Origin of the sequence: Deinococcus multiflagellatus (genome assembly GCF_020166415.1) — a bacterium.
GTDB classification, from domain to species: Bacteria; Deinococcota; Deinococci; order Deinococcales; family Deinococcaceae; genus Deinococcus; species Deinococcus multiflagellatus.
In genome coordinates this window covers 123,307-140,611 of sequence record NZ_JAIQXV010000012.1, presented here as the reverse complement: position 1 = coordinate 140,611, position 17,305 = coordinate 123,307, and the positions used below count along the sequence as shown (strand labels likewise).

At 64.4% G+C, this 17,305-nt stretch carries 18 protein-coding genes; 9 read left to right on the top strand and 9 right to left on the bottom strand.

Features of this window, described 5'->3' with window-relative positions; all coding sequences use genetic code 11:
- The 3 genes from K7W41_RS14690 to K7W41_RS14680 all read right to left on the bottom strand — a co-directional run.
- A partial coding sequence (locus K7W41_RS14690; protein ID WP_224609993.1) for a toll/interleukin-1 receptor domain-containing protein occupies positions 1–333 on the bottom strand: 333 nt, incomplete at its 3' end.
- 8 nt (positions 334–341) lie between these two features.
- Positions 342–1,235 carry a hypothetical protein gene (locus K7W41_RS14685; protein ID WP_224609991.1) on the bottom strand — a complete coding sequence of 298 codons (894 nt, stop codon included), beginning with the start codon at positions 1,233–1,235 and terminating at the stop codon, positions 342–344.
- 78 nt (positions 1,236–1,313) lie between these two features.
- Entirely contained in the window at positions 1,314–1,949 is a 636-nt protein-coding gene (locus K7W41_RS14680; protein ID WP_224609989.1) for a hypothetical protein, read from the bottom strand.
- Between the two features lie 197 nt (positions 1,950–2,146).
- Here K7W41_RS14680 and K7W41_RS14675 point away from each other — a divergent pair, with 197 nt between their 5' ends.
- Positions 2,147–2,845, top strand: a complete 699-nt coding sequence (locus tag K7W41_RS14675) for a response regulator transcription factor (RefSeq protein ID WP_224609987.1) — start codon at positions 2,147–2,149, stop codon at positions 2,843–2,845.
- 73 nt (positions 2,846–2,918) lie between these two features.
- On the top strand, positions 2,919–3,332 hold the full coding sequence (locus K7W41_RS14670; protein WP_224609985.1) for a response regulator: 414 nt from the start codon (positions 2,919–2,921) through the stop codon (positions 3,330–3,332).
- Between the two features lie 44 nt (positions 3,333–3,376).
- Here K7W41_RS14670 and K7W41_RS14665 read toward each other — a convergent pair whose 3' ends face one another.
- The 4 genes from K7W41_RS14665 to K7W41_RS14650 form a co-directional block, all read right to left on the bottom strand.
- Positions 3,377–4,087 (bottom strand): DUF4394 domain-containing protein, encoded by a 711-nt coding sequence (locus K7W41_RS14665; RefSeq protein ID WP_224609983.1) that lies wholly within the window; start codon positions 4,085–4,087, stop codon positions 3,377–3,379.
- Between the two features lie 433 nt (positions 4,088–4,520).
- On the bottom strand, positions 4,521–5,408 hold the full coding sequence (locus K7W41_RS14660; protein WP_224609982.1) for a S1 family peptidase: 888 nt from the start codon (positions 5,406–5,408) through the stop codon (positions 4,521–4,523).
- A gap of 322 nt (positions 5,409–5,730) precedes the next feature.
- Positions 5,731–8,070, bottom strand: a complete 2,340-nt coding sequence (locus tag K7W41_RS14655) for a hypothetical protein (RefSeq protein WP_224609979.1) — start codon at positions 8,068–8,070, stop codon at positions 5,731–5,733.
- Positions 8,070–8,606 carry a hypothetical protein gene (locus K7W41_RS14650; protein WP_224609977.1) on the bottom strand — a complete coding sequence of 179 codons (537 nt, stop codon included), beginning with the start codon at positions 8,604–8,606 and terminating at the stop codon, positions 8,070–8,072. Before K7W41_RS14650 ends, K7W41_RS14655 begins: the two co-directional genes overlap by 1 nt.
- 400 nt (positions 8,607–9,006) lie before the next feature.
- Between K7W41_RS14650 and K7W41_RS14645 the strand changes: the two genes are divergently transcribed.
- Positions 9,007–9,324 carry a hypothetical protein gene (locus K7W41_RS14645; protein WP_224609975.1) on the top strand — a complete coding sequence of 106 codons (318 nt, stop codon included), beginning with the start codon at positions 9,007–9,009 and terminating at the stop codon, positions 9,322–9,324.
- 135 nt (positions 9,325–9,459) lie between these two features.
- Here K7W41_RS14645 and K7W41_RS14640 read toward each other — a convergent pair whose 3' ends face one another.
- Positions 9,460–9,708: a hypothetical protein gene (locus K7W41_RS14640; RefSeq protein ID WP_224609973.1), complete on the bottom strand. Its 249-nt coding sequence runs from the start codon at positions 9,706–9,708 to the stop codon at positions 9,460–9,462.
- 259 nt (positions 9,709–9,967) lie between these two features.
- Between K7W41_RS14640 and K7W41_RS14635 the strand changes: the two genes are divergently transcribed.
- Positions 9,968–10,189: a hypothetical protein gene (locus K7W41_RS14635; protein WP_224609970.1), complete on the top strand. Its 222-nt coding sequence runs from the start codon at positions 9,968–9,970 to the stop codon at positions 10,187–10,189.
- Positions 10,190–10,256: 67 nt separating this feature from the next.
- On the top strand, positions 10,257–10,943 hold the full coding sequence (locus K7W41_RS14630) for a hypothetical protein (protein WP_224609967.1): 687 nt from the start codon (positions 10,257–10,259) through the stop codon (positions 10,941–10,943).
- On the opposite strand, the gene K7W41_RS14625 is transcribed toward K7W41_RS14630, so the two are convergent.
- Positions 10,940–12,508: an AlbA family DNA-binding domain-containing protein gene (locus K7W41_RS14625; protein ID WP_224609965.1), complete on the bottom strand. Its 1,569-nt coding sequence runs from the start codon at positions 12,506–12,508 to the stop codon at positions 10,940–10,942. The two genes, K7W41_RS14630 and K7W41_RS14625, sit on opposite strands and share 4 nt — an antisense overlap.
- A gap of 190 nt (positions 12,509–12,698) precedes the next feature.
- Between K7W41_RS14625 and K7W41_RS14620 the strand changes: the two genes are divergently transcribed.
- The 4 genes from K7W41_RS14620 (at position 12,699) to K7W41_RS14605 (ending at position 17,001) form a co-directional block, all read left to right on the top strand.
- Positions 12,699–12,860 (top strand): hypothetical protein, encoded by a 162-nt coding sequence (locus K7W41_RS14620; RefSeq protein WP_224609963.1) that lies wholly within the window; start codon positions 12,699–12,701, stop codon positions 12,858–12,860.
- Positions 12,857–13,696 (top strand): hypothetical protein, encoded by an 840-nt coding sequence (locus K7W41_RS14615; RefSeq protein WP_224609961.1) that lies wholly within the window; start codon positions 12,857–12,859, stop codon positions 13,694–13,696. Before K7W41_RS14620 ends, K7W41_RS14615 begins: the two co-directional genes overlap by 4 nt.
- A 477-nt stretch (positions 13,697–14,173) precedes the next feature.
- Entirely contained in the window at positions 14,174–14,464 is a 291-nt protein-coding gene (locus tag K7W41_RS14610; RefSeq protein WP_224609959.1) for a hypothetical protein, read from the top strand.
- A 1,496-nt stretch (positions 14,465–15,960) separates the two neighbouring features.
- Positions 15,961–17,001: a M41 family metallopeptidase gene (locus tag K7W41_RS14605; protein WP_224609957.1), complete on the top strand. Its 1,041-nt coding sequence runs from the start codon at positions 15,961–15,963 to the stop codon at positions 16,999–17,001.
- Positions 17,002–17,305 lie beyond the last annotated feature (304 nt).

Genomic DNA, 17,305 nt, shown 5'->3' with positions numbered 1-17,305 from the left:
CACGGCAAAGAGCACGGGGATAAATCGGGTTTGTTTGACGTCCCGCATGATTTTATCGCGTGCGTATTGGGTCTCTCGTCCCACGCCCCCCAGCGCTTGATCAGCTTTGATCTTGTAGATGGGAGACAGGAGGAGCAGCACGTTGTTGAGCTGCTCATCAAGCATCAGGCGCTCCATAAAGTAGTTCAGGCTCTGCCCCGGCTCAGCGTCCCACTGGTCGAATCGGACCTCGATCCCGTTGGCTTCCAGGGCCGCTGCAAGTTTTTTGACACGCAACTGATACTCAGGTGTGTCCCATGCGTAGGCAATTGACACGCGTTTTTCTGCGCTCACACGTCATTCTACCTTTCGGGGCTGGCTTCTGCCGTGATCGCCTGGGCCATCGCCACAACCTTTTGGTAGTGCTCGTGGGTGCGGTAGCCCAGGTGGGCGGCACTTCTCGCATGGTCGCGCAGGGCACAGCGTTTGATCTGACCCGGGGGAATGAACTTCAGCCCCGCGTCGGTGCAGGTCTGGAGCACCCGTAGCCTGAGGGCGTCCACGGTGTCATAGGGAAAGATGCGTTTGACGGCCGTCTCCTCGAGTGTCTCGGGAAAGAGCGGATCGTAGCCTGCCCGGTGGTGGAGCCGTTCCAGCGCGGTGGCGGCCTCGCCGGTTAATGCACTGACCACGTCGTCGCGCAGCAGGGTTCGGGTGTCCGGATGAAAAGCGCTCCATTTCAGCCGGAGCAGCGTGGTCAGGGGTAGGGCGTGGTGCCAGAGCAGCAGCAGGGCGGCGTACAGATGGGGGTCTGTTCTGGCCTGATGCAGCAGGGTCTCGATGGTGGCCCGCGTGGGCAGGGGCTGCCGGGGTTGGGGATCATGGCGCTGTTCCGCCGCCGGCAGCTGGAACTCGAAGAGGGGGTCAAGCTGCAGGAGACCGAGTTTGCGCAGGGCGCGGTACAGGGCGCGGAGGGCCGTGACGCGGCTGACCCGGGTGTTGACCTTGGCTTCGGTGCCGTCGAGGTTGGTGAGGAGGACGCCGTGCAGCCAGGGGTGGAAGTCGGCGGGGGGCCGCAGGAGGGAGACCAGATCGCGCTCGGCGGCGTCGAAGATGGGGCGCAGGTTGCTGATGAGCTGGGCGGGGCGGCCGGGGAGGCGGCCCCGTTCGTGCAGGGTGGCCACCAGGGTGTCGAGCTGGTAGCTGCGGAGCGCCTGAAGCACTTTGGTGGCCAGCTCGTCAGTGGACTCCTTCATGGCCGTAGTATCACAAAAAAGATATGAAGAGAGGAAGAGGGAGGGTGGAGTCTTCCTGTTCCTCTCCCCTCTTCTCCTCTACGCCACGCGCCTGGTGGTCCACCGCTGCGGCAACGGCACCAGCATGACAACGGCCAGACCGAGTGCGAAGTACGTACTGCACCACTGCGCGATCAGGCGCAGGTCCAGTGAGGTGCCCCATGTGCTCCCAATGGATATCGCCGCGACGATCAACGCCGTGGCGAACGCAGCGGCAAAGGCAACCGCCAGGCCCTCCAGTCTGGTGAAGGTTGACGCCACCACCACAGGGAGCAGATACACGAGACTCCACAGGGAATCGTGGGTCAGGAGCTGGGTGAAGATCATTGCAGCGAGTATCAGGGAAGAGAAGGTGAAGGAGCAGACCATGGTGGCGCGCACGGTTGGCAATTCATATCTATGTTGAGATAAACGCTTCTGCCAGGCCAGAGATCGTCCGCCTGTCAGATCGGCTTGCAACGCCGCCCGCCCTCTTGCCATGAAGGCCAGGGGCACCAGCAACAGGGAAAAGGCGGCCACACTTCCTGTTCCCACGGCAATGACCCATTGCCCCGGCGCGTGCTCCGCCGACATGGTGTGCAGGAATGCCCCAAGAGACAGAAACAGGACCATGGCCAGCTCAACGAAAAGCGATGGTTTACGGGGCGACGAGAGCCTCTTGAACAGATGTGTCATGGCCTCACCGTCCAGGGGCGCTGGTCGGACAGTCAAGCATCCGGCCCTTGAGACTGTCCTACGAGGGCTTCATCTGACGAAGGCCCAGCATTCGGCCAGCTGAGCCACTGTCCGTGTGGCTGAGCGTCAGGGAGCACCCCAGCACACCCAAGACTCCCGCAATGGATGAGCTTGCCCCACGGGCGTACGCTGACTGGATGCCCGGTCACCAGATCCTGATCATCGAGGACAATCCCGACATCGCGGGGCTGCTGACCCTCGACCTTCAGGACGAAGGCTACGCCGTCCACCACGAAGCCACCGCCATCACCGGATTGACAGCCGCGCGCGCCACCACCCCTGAGGTCATCCTCCTGGACCTGGGCCTGCCCGACCTGGACGGCCGCCATGTGCTCATTCGCCTGCGCAAATTCAGTGCGGTGCCGGTCATTGTCCTCACCGCCCGGGGCTCTGTGGAGGAGAAAGTGGAGCTCTTGACGCTCGGTGCGGACGATTACCTGGTCAAGCCGTATGCCCTGGCCGAGTTGCTCGCGCGCATCCAGGTGCAACTGCGGCACCACCGGGACACTGTGATCCAGCTGGGCGCCCTGGAACTCAATCCCCTGGCCCGGCAGGCCCTGTACCAGGGCCGGGACCTGCGCCTCACCTCAAAGGAATTTGAGATCCTCAGTGCCCTGGCGGATACAGCCGGGCGCGTGATCCGGCGCGAGGAACTGCTCGCCCGGGTCTGGAAGCACGAGTTGCCCGAGCACAGCAACGCCATTGACGTACACATAGCCAATCTCCGGAAGAAACTCCAGGAAGCAGGAGCGACTGGGCTGCTGCGTACCGTCCGGGGATATGGGTACAGCCTTCAGCCCCAGGCCCACAACGGAATCAAGGGCCCCGTGAACTGAGGGCAGGCAGGCCACCATGTCCTGAACAGTGAAACCGTCTCATTGTTCCTTTACCCACCCTTTAAGATGGAGCATGCCCGCGCCGCAGCATTTCCTCCTGATCGATGACAACCCCCACGACCAGCTGCTTGCGATTGAGGCTTTCACTGAACTCTGCCCGGACTGCCACCTCACGACCGCCAGCAGCGGTCATGAGGCCCTTGAGCTGCTCCGGAACACCGCTGACCTGCCCGACGTCGTGCTCCTGGACGTGAATATGCCAGGCATGAACGGCTTCGAGGTGCTTCAGGCCCTCAAGGCGGACCTCCGCCTCGCCCATATCCCGGTGGCCATGCTCACCACCTCCGGCGCGCGCAGCGATGTTCAGACGGCTTACACCTTGTACGCCAGCTCCTACCTAGTCAAGGCGCCCTCGTTTACTGATTTTCTCGACCAGATCGACGCTTTCCTGCGGTATTGGCAGCACGCCCGCGTGGTGCAGCACTAGGCTGTCTCTCCTTGCCGGTGAGGAACACCTGCAGGCGGCCCTCCTTACTTCACACTGGTAAAGCGCAGCGTCGTATCCCGTATCAACGTGCCCTGCCCCGAGGAGGGATTGAGCGTCAGCAGCTCACCACTGTTCGTGCGGCCGTACAGCGTGCCGTACAGGTAATCCAGACCGAAGACATCGGCGTAGCCCGTGCCCCCCACCACCGTCACCGCCTTGGTCCCCACATTGATGCGGGCCAGGGCGTCCTTGGTGAACTGGCTCGACTTCACGGTGGCGTAGAGCGTACCGTCTGGCCCGAAGGTCAGGTCGCCACTCGACGGCATGCCCATGTTCAGCACCTCGGTCGCAGCGCCCGTCGTCGTGTTCACGGTGTAGATGCGCCCACTCAGCCCCGTGGCATACAGCTGGCCGGCGGCGTCCACCGCCAGGGCGTTGATGTTGGTCGGGCCATAGTTCCCCACCACGGCAATCGCTTGGGTGTTCAGGTTGATGCGCAGCAGGCTGGAGAAGGTCGACGCGTACAGGACGTCGCCCACCTGCGCGGCGTCGGTGATGGTGCTGCTGTAGGAGAGCGTCATGACCTTCTGGTCGGCGGCGTTGCCCTTGAGGACCACGGCATACAGCGAATCGTCGGTCACGGCGTAGGTGCGGATGACGTCCGGCGTGGTGGGCTGTGGGGCCGGGGTGGGTTGGGGCAGCGGCGCACTGGGGGACGTGCACGCGGCGAAGGCGAGGGGCAGGAGGAGGGTCAACCTGACGGGTTTCACTCCACCGTCTTAGCGCAGGGCCGGGGAACATGCCAGCGAACTTGCCCGGGGCTGATGGAGCTGCTCTGGACAGAGGGCGAGTGGCCCAGCACGCCGGAACAGTTGGGGGTGTTTTAAGGAAGCGATACCGTTGGCGAAGTCAGGCCAGACAGATTCCCGGCGTTTTGAGCCGCTCTAGCCGAGCATTGCCCAACCATGTCAGGCTCATCTTTTTGATTGCGCCAACGGTATCAGGAAGCTCGAACACCCCCCACTTTGGTGGGCACCGACCACCTATGATCTTGCCAAGGAGACATCATGGCGCCTCGGCACGTCAAAATCCGGTCGATGCCCACGGGGCCTCACCCCCTGGGGCCCCCGCCTGTGCTTCTGCCTCCAGGTCCATCACCGTCTGGACCGCCGCCAGTCGGATTGGTGGTTACGGCTGTGGCGGAAGTGGTGGGGGTGGGCCCAGAGAATTCCGCACATGCTCAACAAGCGCTAGAACTTCTCGGGCTTTCACGTAATACCCCAGGTGAATCATCATCTGAGTGACCGCCACAGGGACCTGCGCCGTTGGAATAGTCCGGACCTCGATCTGGCCATCAGCCTTCATGACAGGGCCGCCGTAGAGCACGCCCAACAGAAAAAAGCGATTGCCAACGACGGTGCCACCATTTTTATTCTGGTACACGCCATCATTGAGCACGAAAATGGGAGAGCCTGAAGAGCCAGGAAAGCAGGCCATATCGACGACCCCTTCGGGAGTTCCATTGAAGTCGACGGCAGGATGATTGGCAGTGATGCCACGCCGCACGATAGGAAAGTTATTGACATTATCTGCCAGACCGATTGGATAACCAACCATTGTTACGCTTTCGACAGCAGTCAGGTCGGCGATATCCGCTGCGCTGGGGAGATTCCCTCTTCTGACGCCTACGTAGTAGGCCGTTAATCCCTGAGCATGGACTGCCTGTATGTAGGGCCAGAGAAGTATGGCACAGAGGTCAACGTTCGGATCGGGATGATCAACCCACGAAAAAGGCTCGGCGATTACGGTATGGGTAAGGCCAATCGGTTTTCTGGCCTCGCTTAAGTGAAACCGCAACTCAAGCCGCTGTGCCCCATGCACTACATGCTTGTTGGTGATGAGCAGGGGAATGAAATGCTCCTCCCCCTCCCGCTGATCGTGAAAAATGAAACCGCTTCCGCTACCCATATCAGTCCGGATAGCCAACGTAGAGAACAGCATCTGCTCACTGATCGACTTTGGTTCAAACACAATAGCCCTCGTGTAGGTCACGCCAATATGCAAGATCGCGTTCACTTTGCACTTCAGGGGCGCCAGGTGATCTGGCCGCCTTCCATTGTTGTGTGCCCTGCTCTGGCGAGCGTACGCCAGCCTCTGAGAAAGACAACGCGGGAATTGTTGGGAAGACCCTATAAGCACAGTACGTATTGCTTGTGCCTATGCCTCCTGTCCTTACCACCAGCGTATGTGACAATCTGATCGGTTTCTGATGACAGCTTGGTTTGATTGAGAGGGGGAATAGTGTGGCGGTCGAGAGGTATTGTGTTGTGTCTATTAACGTGCGTTAGCTAAGGGTGAGGGCTGAGGCGCTGGATCCCTCCTCCAGCCCCAGAGGCCCTTACGCCTTGCTTGCTTGCAACGCTGTAGCAGCCCCCTGCGCCGCCTCGCGCACCGCCTGATGGGCGTTGACCTGGCCCACGCTGAGCAGCCGCTCCAAACCGCTGATCTCAGTAAGGCGAGTGGCCTCTTCGGCCACGGCCCGCAGGATTCTGGCCCCCACATACGGCTGATCTTGTTGAATCAGGGTCGCGGCGCGATCCACCGTGGCCATTTGCCAGGTGGGAACACCGATCAATCCACTGTAAATCAACCCGGTGACTGCCCGTTCCCGGACACCGGCGTTGTCGTCAAAGGTGCGGGCATACAGTTGGCTGGCCAACGCGAGCTTCAGGTCATCTGGTGGCGCCGCCTCGCGCAGCGCGGTCGTCGTGGCCTCCACTGCCAGCTTGCGCGTGAAGGCCGCAGCAGAGCTCAACGCCTGAGTCAACAAACGAAGGTCGTCCTGTGAAGGAGAAAGCCCGACCACAGCCCTGAACAGCAGCAAGGCCATCTGGGCGTCCAGCGGCTGCTCAATTGAACTGAAGAAGCGCTGTCCTCCCCCACGGCTCAGTTCTTGCATGGGCGACCGGTCCCCTACCAGACCACGGACTGCACCCCTCACCTCGGGCGGCGAGACTCTCAGGGCTTCGGCCAAGTACCGGTACGCGTCAAGTTTGTGCCGTGCGTGAATCTGAGGATTACGCAGGGCATCCAGATAGTCTTCAATGATTGCCAGGCGCGCTTCATTGGCGTTCACTCCCTGGTAGTTGTGAAAAACACTCGAGACATAGCTTGGCACGATGGGACCGCCGAAGGACACCGGCCCCTCTTCGTCCATCGCCCGCAACTCAGCAAGGTGTGGTTCAAGAAAATCATGAAGTCGCTTGAAAACGGCGCTTCCTGCTTCAACCGCATGGCCATTGGCAAGGTACAGGACCACGTCATTGGGGGGCAGGTGATCGACGACCCACCGATCCAGCTCCTGTCGTTCATCAGGGGGAAGACCGTCAGACAAATTGCTCAGCAGCGTCGCATACGCGTCCGACTCCCCTTTTGGGTAGAGCGTCTTCAACAGGTGAACAGCTCGGGCTGCCAGGGGCGCCGCTTCAGGCTGGTTTTTCCAATCAAACGCATCAAACAAGAGCCAGAGATTCTGGAAGTGGCCTGGGCCGTACGCCCGCTCCTCCAACCACGGTAAGAGCAGCTCAAGATCCGGAAGTTGGGGCTCGAGTTCTCTGAAAGCCTCTATGAAGTAAGTGGCCGAAAAGGAAGTCCCTGCTGCCAGTCCGGCTTGACCAGCCATGAAGCGCTGCAGGCCATCGCGATACAGTTGGCGCAGCGCTGTCAGTGACGCCTCATCGGCGTAGCCAACCATGGTCGTCACCATGGCATTGAGGATGCGCCACATGGGTTCGGCGGTACGACTGTCCGGCTTCAGCGGCCGGAAGTTCTGGAAGTACGCATTGACATCGATGCGGGCATGGACGAGGTGCCCCACCTGATCGAACAGCTCTTTGAGGTCAGTGACGCGGCAACGGATCAATTCCTTGACGCCCTCGGCCACCAGCTGGTGATTCTCGATGCGCCGACCGTGCACCACCGCCCAGCGCGCATACAGGGCCCGGACGAAGTGTCCACGTCGGCTATCGCCACACGTGTAAGCCATCCACATGGCCAGATTGGCCCAGGCGATTTCACTAGGCAGGCCCGACCGGTGATAGCGCGAGGTCTCGCTGCGCAGTACGGCCCGGTACTCCTCGTCGACCATATAGGAGCCCGCAATCGCCCGCGCGTATTCCTGATACCCCAGAAAAGGCGGCGCGTCGATCTTTCGAGCAGCTTCGTAGCGATGAAATTGCCCATCATCAAAGGGGTCGAGCATCTCCAATTGCATGGAAAGATCTCGCCGCAGGAATTTTCGCAGGGCCTGCACCTGGCCACGGGCGATCCCGCTGGACGCATCGGCGTGGTCTTTGCCCCGGTGGGGACTACTGGTCAGTGCCTGGCTGAGCGTCAAGGCCTGAGCGATACAGGCTCGTGCCTGCTCGTCATCGCCGAGCGTCGCAAAGAGACCACCCATCAACCGGAAATACGCCACCCGCTGAGTTTCAGTGAGTGCCTTGCTGGGATACGCCTGCAAGGCGGCGAGCGCCTCCGTGAATTCCCCTTCAATGCACTGCGTGATGATGTTTTCAAGCTGTGTGACGCCACCTTCACGAGGCCCCCGTTCACGAAGATCCCGGAGATAAGCGCCGTAGTTGAACTCAGGATTCGTATATTTATCAACGTGTTCCTGAGTTGGCGCGATCAGTGCAGGAACTTGAAAGCCCGGAAAGAACTTATCAGAGTTGCTTTTCATCAGCTTTCCGTGGGTTCAGTACTGCCGCTTGAGCTTAATTTACTCTGACCATCATAACGCAACTTCTCCTTGGTCGCGTTGACAATATAGGCAAATAATGATTGCTCAATGGCGTCTGCGCATTCTTTCGTTGTACTAAATACTCGCGAGCTTAAGTGGGCACGCCCCCACACATTGTGGAGATAGGCTTTACTGGGCGCATGATCTAAAAACTTCTGTTCGGTCAAGAGAAAAATGGGGCGCTGAGTCTCGATCGCATATTGCAGCTCAAATTCCACCCCCTCCTTGACAATACCTTTGCCGGGAACGACGCCCCCTTTCCTGTCGGCGGCCTCGCGCGAAGCGCGTGCGGCTTTTGCATCAAGCTTGTGGAAAATCATGATGACGCCATCGCTATCATTGATCATGGACTTCATCTGATCTTGAATGTGCGCTGGAGAACTAATAGATTCAATAAAAGTGAACTCAAAAAGCTCATAGCGGTCACTGAGGGCCTTCAACACTGTCCGCAGTTCAATGGGCAGCTGCTCACCCATTGAGCTACTGATAAAGAACTGGAGTTTCCGAATATTTGCCATAATTTTCACGAATCACCCGACGAGAAAGAAGTTAGAGATAGGGGCGGACGGCCTTCAGGATATGCTGCCTTTACTCGGTACAGAGGCCAAGACTGTACCCAGTGCCGGTCATTAGGGGGGCCACCACTGCTGGGGGTTCCGGCCATTAGCTGAGCGGTCTCAGCGGCAGGAAGAAAGTCAGCCAGATGGGTTTCACCCCACGGTCTGAGCGCAGGGCAGAGGAACAGGCCAGCGAACTTGCCCGGGGCCGATGGAGCTGCTCCGGACGCAGACCGTGGGGCGCAGCACGCCGGAACAGGCGAGCAGCTGAGCGCCGCCCTGGAGCGCGCTAGGCCCTAAACCGGGTAGGCTGTGCCCCGTGCTTGCCCCCGCCCTGACCCTGGCCCTGGACGAGGTCCGCGCCACCCTTCCGAGCGGCGTCGCCCCGACCCTGGCGCCTGGGGCCCACGACAGGCTGCACCTCGTGCTGCGCCGGGGCCAGCAGGCGGGCGCCGTGGCCCTGGACCCGGCCTCGCAGACGCCGCAGCGGGTGCGGGACGCGGCGGCCTGGCTGGCCTGGCAGGTCGACACGCTGCCCCCGTGCGGCCCTGGCCAGGCCCCGACCGTGCTGGCGCGGCGCCAGGCGGGAGGCTGGTTCGAGCTCTTCCGGGGCGAACGCCCTGGGCTGGAGGCCTGACGGCGAGCTTGGGGGCAAGTGAGCGGAGGAACAGGACCTGCCCCTCACGGTTCCTCCGCCAAGGTTCGGCCAGGTGCACACGGAAGGGGAATGTCTGGCGGTGCGACCAGGCACGCCTGATCGCGGTGAACCCCCTTACCGTTTCTTCGCTGGGGACTTTTGCGACAGCGCACTGCCCGCCGCCCGCTTGGAGGTCTTCCCGGTGGCACGGCTCTGCAGCACATTGGACGCCGCCTCGGCCGCCTGCTTGCCCGTGGTGCGGCCCTTGTTGACCTGAGACAGCGCGCTTCCGGCCGCCGACTTGGAATCCTTGCCCGTGCGCCCGTCGCGCAGTGTTTTCGAGGCGGCTGTGGCGGCTTTGGCTCCCGTGGTCTTCCGTGTCATGTGACCCTCCAAGGGTGTGCGAACACGATCAGTTTAAGCGCTCCGCAGACCTCGTACTGCTCAGAAACCTATGGTGGGCCCGCCGGCCGAGACGCCCGCGCGGCGAGCGGCCCTAGGCCGGGGTGCACGGGTGAGGGGCGGTGGCGCCTGAGCGCAGGCAAGCAGCGCCTGGCAGCGAACTTGCCCAGGGCGGATGGGGTCACCCCACACGCGTCACCCCCAGGACAGTCACGGTGCGGGGGTGAACATATCCACATCTTTGAGCCGCATCAGTTTCGGGTTCCACGTCGTCCTGGCCGTCGCCATGGGGAGCGACGTGACCGGGCTTGCCCTTCTCGCCCTGGTGTTGACAGTCCAATTTGCACTGCTGAGCTGGGGTCAACCCTGGTGGGTCGTCTGGACAGCCTACCTCCGTGGGGTCATGCGCGCGGCGGTGGTGCTCGCGTGCCTCGGTGTCCTCTGGATGCTCGTCATTGGCTGATGGGTGACCCTCGTGCAGAGCCAAACAGCCGCTCGCCCCGGGCGCGGGCGCCCCCTACCCTGTCCCTATGCCCCACCCCGCCCGGCCGCCAGCCCTGCCCCCCGACGATGTTCTCCTGACCTTCGACCGCGCCCGGGGCGAGTACCTCCACCTGGGGCTACCGGTGCCGCTGCGCGCCCTGACCTGCTGGACTGCCCCCGCCACGATTCCGCTGCCGCTGGACCACACCTGGGGCGCGGCGCTCAAACCCATCTCGGCGCAGTACAGCCCGGCCGATTTTCACCCCTTTGAAACCGCCACCCTCTCCCCCGCCCCGCGCGGCGAAGCCGTGATCAGCATCCTGAACCACAAACTGGAGGTGCAGATCGTTAAAACGCTGGGACCAGGGACCCTCCAGGCCCGCGCCACCGACGTGGCCAACCACATCCGGGCCACCCTGCAACGCCTGCTGCGGCCGGTGGTGGTCACCATCGAGCAGCCGGGCCTGGGGCCGCGCCTGACCGGGGCCGACGCCCAGCGCTGGCTGGTCGAGCGGGGTGTGCAGGACGCCGCTGTCCTGGGGCCCCTCTTGGAGGGCCTGGGCGCGGCCGCCGATGGGCGCACGCCGAAGTTGGGACGCTCGGGGGCCAACGTACTGGCGGTCGCCGGCAACGCCGGGCTGCTCACGGTCGTCTGCACGCCGGACGTGGTCCAGGCCGCGCAGCTCGTGGCCGTGATGGCGCCGCACCATGACCCACAGGCGCGGTGGGTCTAGGGCGAGTAGGGCGCCGGAAGGCTTTGATACGCCTTGAGCGCTGACACTGGATACGGCCAGGGTGCGATTTGAGCAAACTCGTCAAATGCAGAGACCACCCCCTCCAGGGGCCCTGATTGCATCGTCGGCCAGGTGTCACGAATCATGTACAGCGCCTCCTGCAGCGTTTCTTGCGCTGCTGGATACTGGGTCCACGCGCCATCCACGTAGGGAACCTGCGACACGCGCCCGCGCGCCTGCATCGCATACGCCAGCAGCAGCAGGACCTCCGCGTGCCGCGTCAATCTGGACTTGATCGTGGCGGGCAGGGAGGCCCCCAGCCAGTCCGCCTGGTGAAATAGCTTGCGGGCCCGTTCGGCTGTGGCCACCACAGGGTGGCGCCGGTCGAAGGTCAGGGTCAGCGCGTCCAGGTGTGGGCGCAGGCCAACACTCTCGATCAGGTCCCAGTGTCCTGGGCGACCGGTCGGGTACGTCACGCGCTGACGATGCTTCAGGAGCAGTCCCAGGACGGTCAGGTCTGGCATGGGCATGGCCGCGGCGCAGGCGCCAAAGCACAGCAGGTAGCCGGGATAGGCGCGCAGGGCGGCGTATGTCGGACCCGTGAGCCCACGAACGGTGAACGCCGTGAACGCCACCGCCTGCGCAATCTCCATGACCGCCACCTGCACCCGGTCGGTGGGGTCTGCGTCGTGCATGATGACCGCCACCAGTTCCACCAGGGGACGGACCACCGCCTCCTGCCCTTCCATGGCCGCCTGGACCTGCGCCTGAACCTTGGGATGCACCTCATACGCCAGCTGGGTGGTCAGCCGGTCCAGCTGAAAGTGCGGCAGGCCCGCCCAGCGGTCCACGGCGGCCGAGTGGGCCTGAAGGTACTGGCTGATGTCGCGGCGCACCAGCCGCAGCAGCGTGCGCTCCGGGGTGGCGAACCCCAGGTGAACCGCCTGAATGGACGTCTGCGGCTGCAGTGCCGAGCCGTGAGGGGACTGCACCGCCGTTTGCGCGACCTGACGCTGCTCCACCAAGGCTGACTCCAAGGCCACCACATGATCTTGAAGGGCCCGTTCCGTTTGCGCCCACTGGGCAGCAAGTTCGGCGGTGGTCGGCCGGACTGTCGAGGTGCCGTGCCGGACCCAGAAGCCAAACTGGTGCTCCTGATCCCGGTGGAGTTGCCGCCAGGGCCAGCCCAGGCAGGGCATTTCGACGATGTGCAGCGTCTTGTCGTCCTGCTTCAGTTCGTGCACCCGGATGGACAGCCGGGCATCGACATTCTCGCGGAGCAGATTGTTGAGGTGCACTTCCCGCTTGTCGGCGGTGGGGATCTTTTTGGGCTCGTCGGCGCGGAGCCCAACGACTTCACGGTTGTTGTTGACGCCAATGAACAGGTAAGCGCGGCCGCCCGGGGTCTCCCGGGGCAAGTTGCTCAGGGCCACCAGGTGGCGCAGGAGCTTGACGTTCTCGGGGGCCTGTTCCTTGAAATCGTAGTGCGGGGCCTCCCGGCCGGAGGCCAGCGCCTCAGCGAGCAGGGCCTGGAGATCAAGGGTGCCTTCGGTGCCCAGGGTCATGGAGGGCCAGCATAGGCGCTGCCGCTGGCCCTGTCATGCGAAGTCGGGGGAGGGCAACGGGTTTCGTTCCACCCTCGCGGCTGTCACTCTCATCCCCCCATCTGGGGGCATCCCTGCCGCACCAGCGCCCCAGGACGCTCGGTCCGCACTGCGCCCGTGGACCCCTCTCCCCCACCCGCACTCGAGGTCTATGAACACGTCTGCTGCCCTGCTGGAACCCACCCGTCACTGCTCGCCCCCGGCCCTGGTGCAGGGTCTGTCCCTGACCCGGCGAGCCGGGCGGGCCATTACCCGCGTGCCTCTGCCACGACGCCTGTCTGGTCTGGACACCCAGCCGGGGGCGCACCGATGACCGGACTGCCTCCCTCTTGGGCCGGGGTGCTCGATGGGTTGGGTGTGGCCCCACTGCCGGTGGGGGAGCCGCCGCCCGTGGACCTGATCACCCTGGAGGCCGCCCTGCAGGCCGGGGTGCGTGTGCCGCGCGGCTGGGAGGCGCTGCGGGCGCAGGCCACGCGGACCCCCGTGCCAGAGACCGCCCGGCAGTGGCAGCGCACCGTCACGTACGCCCTGCAGATCGGCCGCAAAGCCCGCGTGCAGCTCCGCTGGGCCGCGAAGGACCGGCCCGAGGGTGACCTGCTGTGGGCCTGGGCCGCCCTTCCCCGGGTCGTCGAGGTGCCGGGCCAGGACGAGCGCTGGGCCGTGCTCGTCAGCGCGTTTCAGGACACGCCGCGCCTGGACCTGCAGACGGTTCAGCTGCGGCCAGGCTGCTGGGCCCTCTACCGGGGTGAGCCCCCGTACACCTTCCGGCACGCGGCGCTGCCGTTCGGCGCCTTCGCCGGGCCCGCGCAGACGGCCGCACACCTGGGCCTGGACCCCGCCCTGCTCGCGGCAGTCTGGCCAGCGACGGGCGTGCGGCCGCTCCGGAACGGGTGGTATGTCAGCGCGCTGCCGGGCTGGTCCAGTGGCCACTGGCTGCAGGCCCTGATCGCCGCCCTGCAGGACGCCGGGGTGAAGGCATGGGATGAGACCTTGCTGTTCAGGGCCTACCGGGCGCTGCCCGGCGTGCCCGACGTGCAGGATCACACCCTGCGGCTGGCGCTGCGCCGGTCCCACCACGTGGTGCGGGGGCCGCAGCCAGGCCTGTGGCTCGCTGTGGCCAACGAACCGGCCGCGCCGCAGGCCTCATGAGGCGATCAGCCGCCCAGGCGATGCCGCTGAACGCACCGCCCCCGTCTCCAGGAGTCTCTGCATGAATGTGAACCCCGATGTCCGCCCCCCCACCCCGCTGACTCGCCTGTGGCACCGCCTGACGCGCCGAACGGCCCCCCAGAAGGACGCCGGACCACTCTTTCCGTTGACGCTGGACCGTCACCTGCGGGTCAGAGGAGACCTCGCGTTCGCGCAGGCTGTGCACGCGACCCTGGTCCGCCAGCACAGCGCGGATTCAGGCCCACAGCTGGTCAGTCTCGATGATGCCCCGGTGAGGTGGCGCTGCCCGGCCGACCAGCAGGCCTGGGGCGAGAGGAACTCCTGGCACACGCCCAGGCACAGCCGCTGCTGCTCTACGGCGCCGGCGAGCAGCTCCTTTGGCGCCAGCTGGAGCATGGTCTCCAGCCACCCGTGGACTGTGTGCTTGACGTCTGCGACGATGGCAACCTTTTTCTCGTGCTCCAACATCTGCGCAAAGACGCGCAGGATGGCCTGAGTCACCTGACCCTGCACCCGGCCGCGCGGGCTCGTCTGGCTCAGCAGCTGGGGGGCCTGCCTGGTTCACGGGTAATAGGGCGCACGATCAAGGACCCCGACTGCTCAGCAGCGCTGGATTTTCGGGTGTGGGAACTGCTGTGTGCCCTGCAGGCCTCCGAGCCGGGCTGGGGAGTGGTCATCACGGCGCGCGGATGTGTGCTCTGGCCATTTGCCGTGGCCGTTCCAGACATCGGGCACCCCCGCGTATGAACGCACCCACCTGTGCATGACGCGCAGCGCTCCTCAAGACCTTGCTGAGGGTTGCCGCTGACCACGGGTGGACACCGTGTCTCCGCATCCCCAGCCCGACCGAAACTTGATCCCCACACTTGACCTCAAAGGACACATCTGATGCAAAACTTCCCAGACGCCCTCAACCCACCACTGCGTGACCTGCTGACCAGCGCCATGACGCGATTTCAGATCCAGACGCTGGCCATGAACGTCCCATCTCACAAGTTCCCGAGCCTGTCCATGGCGCCGCTCTTCCAAGGTGTGGCGGGCGGGCCCAGCGGCGCGCGGGAAGGGACCGGCCGATGACCCAGGACGTCATCCCTCAACCACCGCTCCGGCCCATTGACCGGGCTGGCTTCACGGTCCTTCAAGCCATGCAGCAGCGCCCTTTCGAGTGGTGGTTTGTCCAGAACGTAGGGCTCAGAGAAACCCTCGTACAGGGCTCGCCCATCGCATTTTCCACAATCATCGTCGGGTTAGATCAGCTGGAAGACCACGGCCTCGTGACGCACCGGTGGGCGCCACGGGACGGCGAGACGGAGGCAGAGGCGCAACTGGCCGCCGCGCAGCAACGAGCTCAAGAGGCAGCGGAGCGGGCCACCTGGCCCTGGTGGAAGCGCTGGTGCTGGTGGCGCCCAGCTGGACATGGGCGCCGTTCGCAATACCGACTAACCGATCTGGGGCGTGCCTGGACCGTCCCGTCGCCCGGCCCCGCCCAAGGGGTGGGCTGCATGCTGCTTCCGAAATAATGGCCTGAGCCAGCCACTGGACCCCATCAGGAGACACTCCTGCCAAAAGAAAAACAGGAAATCGTGCTGGACCCAACCCCGTGGCGCGAGCGGTGCCAGGCGATGGGCTGGGATGAGCGGGACTTGCCCAGCGACCGGGAAAGGCTTCAGAACCTCCAACGCCCCCGAGCTGAAAGGCTGGACGTTGGGGCCGGTGTACGCGGCCTGGAAGGCCTACAGTCAATTCATGCTGTGTGGCTGGCCCAACGAGCCAAACGGGGAGGCCCCAGAATTTTTTCTCGATGACCTGCTCATCATGCAGGAGACGGACGCGCCGCGAGACCTCACGGTGAGGGAATCCAGTCACTGGGAGTACGAAGTCAGGCACCTCAAGGCCGTCGGTCCAGGTGCGAGTACCAACCGCAGTGTGCCGGCGAGAGCCCTCCCGCCAGTGGAGGCAGGCCTCAGCTCACTGGGCCTCACCTTTCGGGAGCCGTAAAGCGGCCTGGACGTGTAGGGCAGGCGAGAGGACCAAAAGGCAGCTGGCAGAGGAGGTGAGACCACCCCTTGACCAGGCGCACCAGCGCCCCAGGAGGCTGATGGACGTGCCCGACCGGCACCCTAACCGCCCCCGCGCCCCCGCCCCATCACCTCACCTGGAGACCCTATGACACCGTTCCTTCTCGTTTCCTCGTCCATCCGTACTGGCAAGTGCCCCATACTGCCCGGCTCTGCGGCAGCCTTATGACAGCGCGCCATTCCTGGGCCCGCTACGGGCCTCTCCGGACTGGACTGTGGCACGCCCTCGTTCTGGTGCTGCCGGTGCAGGTCGCGTGGCTGCTCAGCGACGCCGCCGCCCCACCAGCCGCCCTCCCCGCTCAGCAGCTGCTCCAGGCGCTTCACACGTGGGCCCCGCTGTTCGTGGGCCTGCTCGTCTTAAAGGTGGGGCTCGACGTGGGCCTGCGCGGCCGTCCCCTGCTCCAGACGTTGCCTGGGCTGCGCACCTTTCTGGCCGGTTATTTCCTGCTGATCTTCGCGGTCAAAATGGTGGCCGACCCCCTGCTTGCAGGCTTTGACCGCGACCCCCAGGCGGCGGCTCTCGTTGTCGGGGCGCTCCTGCTCCTGGGGGGCCTGGCGCGCATGGCGGTGTCCCGGCAAGACGCGCTGCCCCTCGACCGGCCATGGACGGAGCACCGCCTGTCCGCTACACCCGGCTCGACTCAGGAGCAGCAGGTGTGGGCGGTCCGCGCTGCCGCGCGCGTGTTGGTGACGGCGGGGTGGACGACCAGCTGGAAGCGCAGCCTGACCCTGACGATGGGTGGCCGGTCTGGGGTGGCGGTCCATCTGCAGCGGAACCCTGGTCCGGTGACCCGGGCGGAGCTGGAGCAGCGGATGCTGCAGACCCTGGCCGGACAGGCTGCAGAAACCGTGGTGTTTGGAACGACGCTGCACGGCGCCGCTGCCGATATGGCGGCTCACACCCGGCTGGCCACCCACTTCTTTGCCGCGTCACCGGACGTTCCAGGGCTCCTGCACGGCGCCCAGACCCCCGAAGCCCTGGCGTTCAACGCCGACGTCATCCGGGCGTTGCGCCGCGCGCAGCTCCAGGTGCTTGAGCGGTTTTTCGTGCAGCACCGGGCCGTGCTCGACGACCTGGCTCACGCGGCTCAACAGGGGGACCTGGACACCACGGCCCTCCAGCCATATCTGGACCGAATCAGCTCGCCCCTGGAGATGGCGCCCGAAGGCGGGATGGTGGCCGGTGGCCCGGCCACCGCCCCCTGAGTTCATCTGGCCGTCCACCCGCCCCCGCCTGACCCACGTTCTGAACAAGGAAATCCCCATGACAGAGCACCTGTTGATCCTCAGCCTGGCCCTCTGCGGCGTCACCCAGGCCACGCCCGCCTTTGAACAGCGCCTGCTCGCCATCCCCGAGGTCCAGCTGGCCCAGTAGGCACCGGGTGCTGGGGATGCCTGCCTCGAACAGGCGGCCCTGGACCGCGCAGCTGCAGCTCGCGGCCGCGAGCTGCAGCGGTGAGTGCCGGGCTGCCGCTGGTGCTGGCCTCGGAGGTGGGCTTCAGCGCGGTGG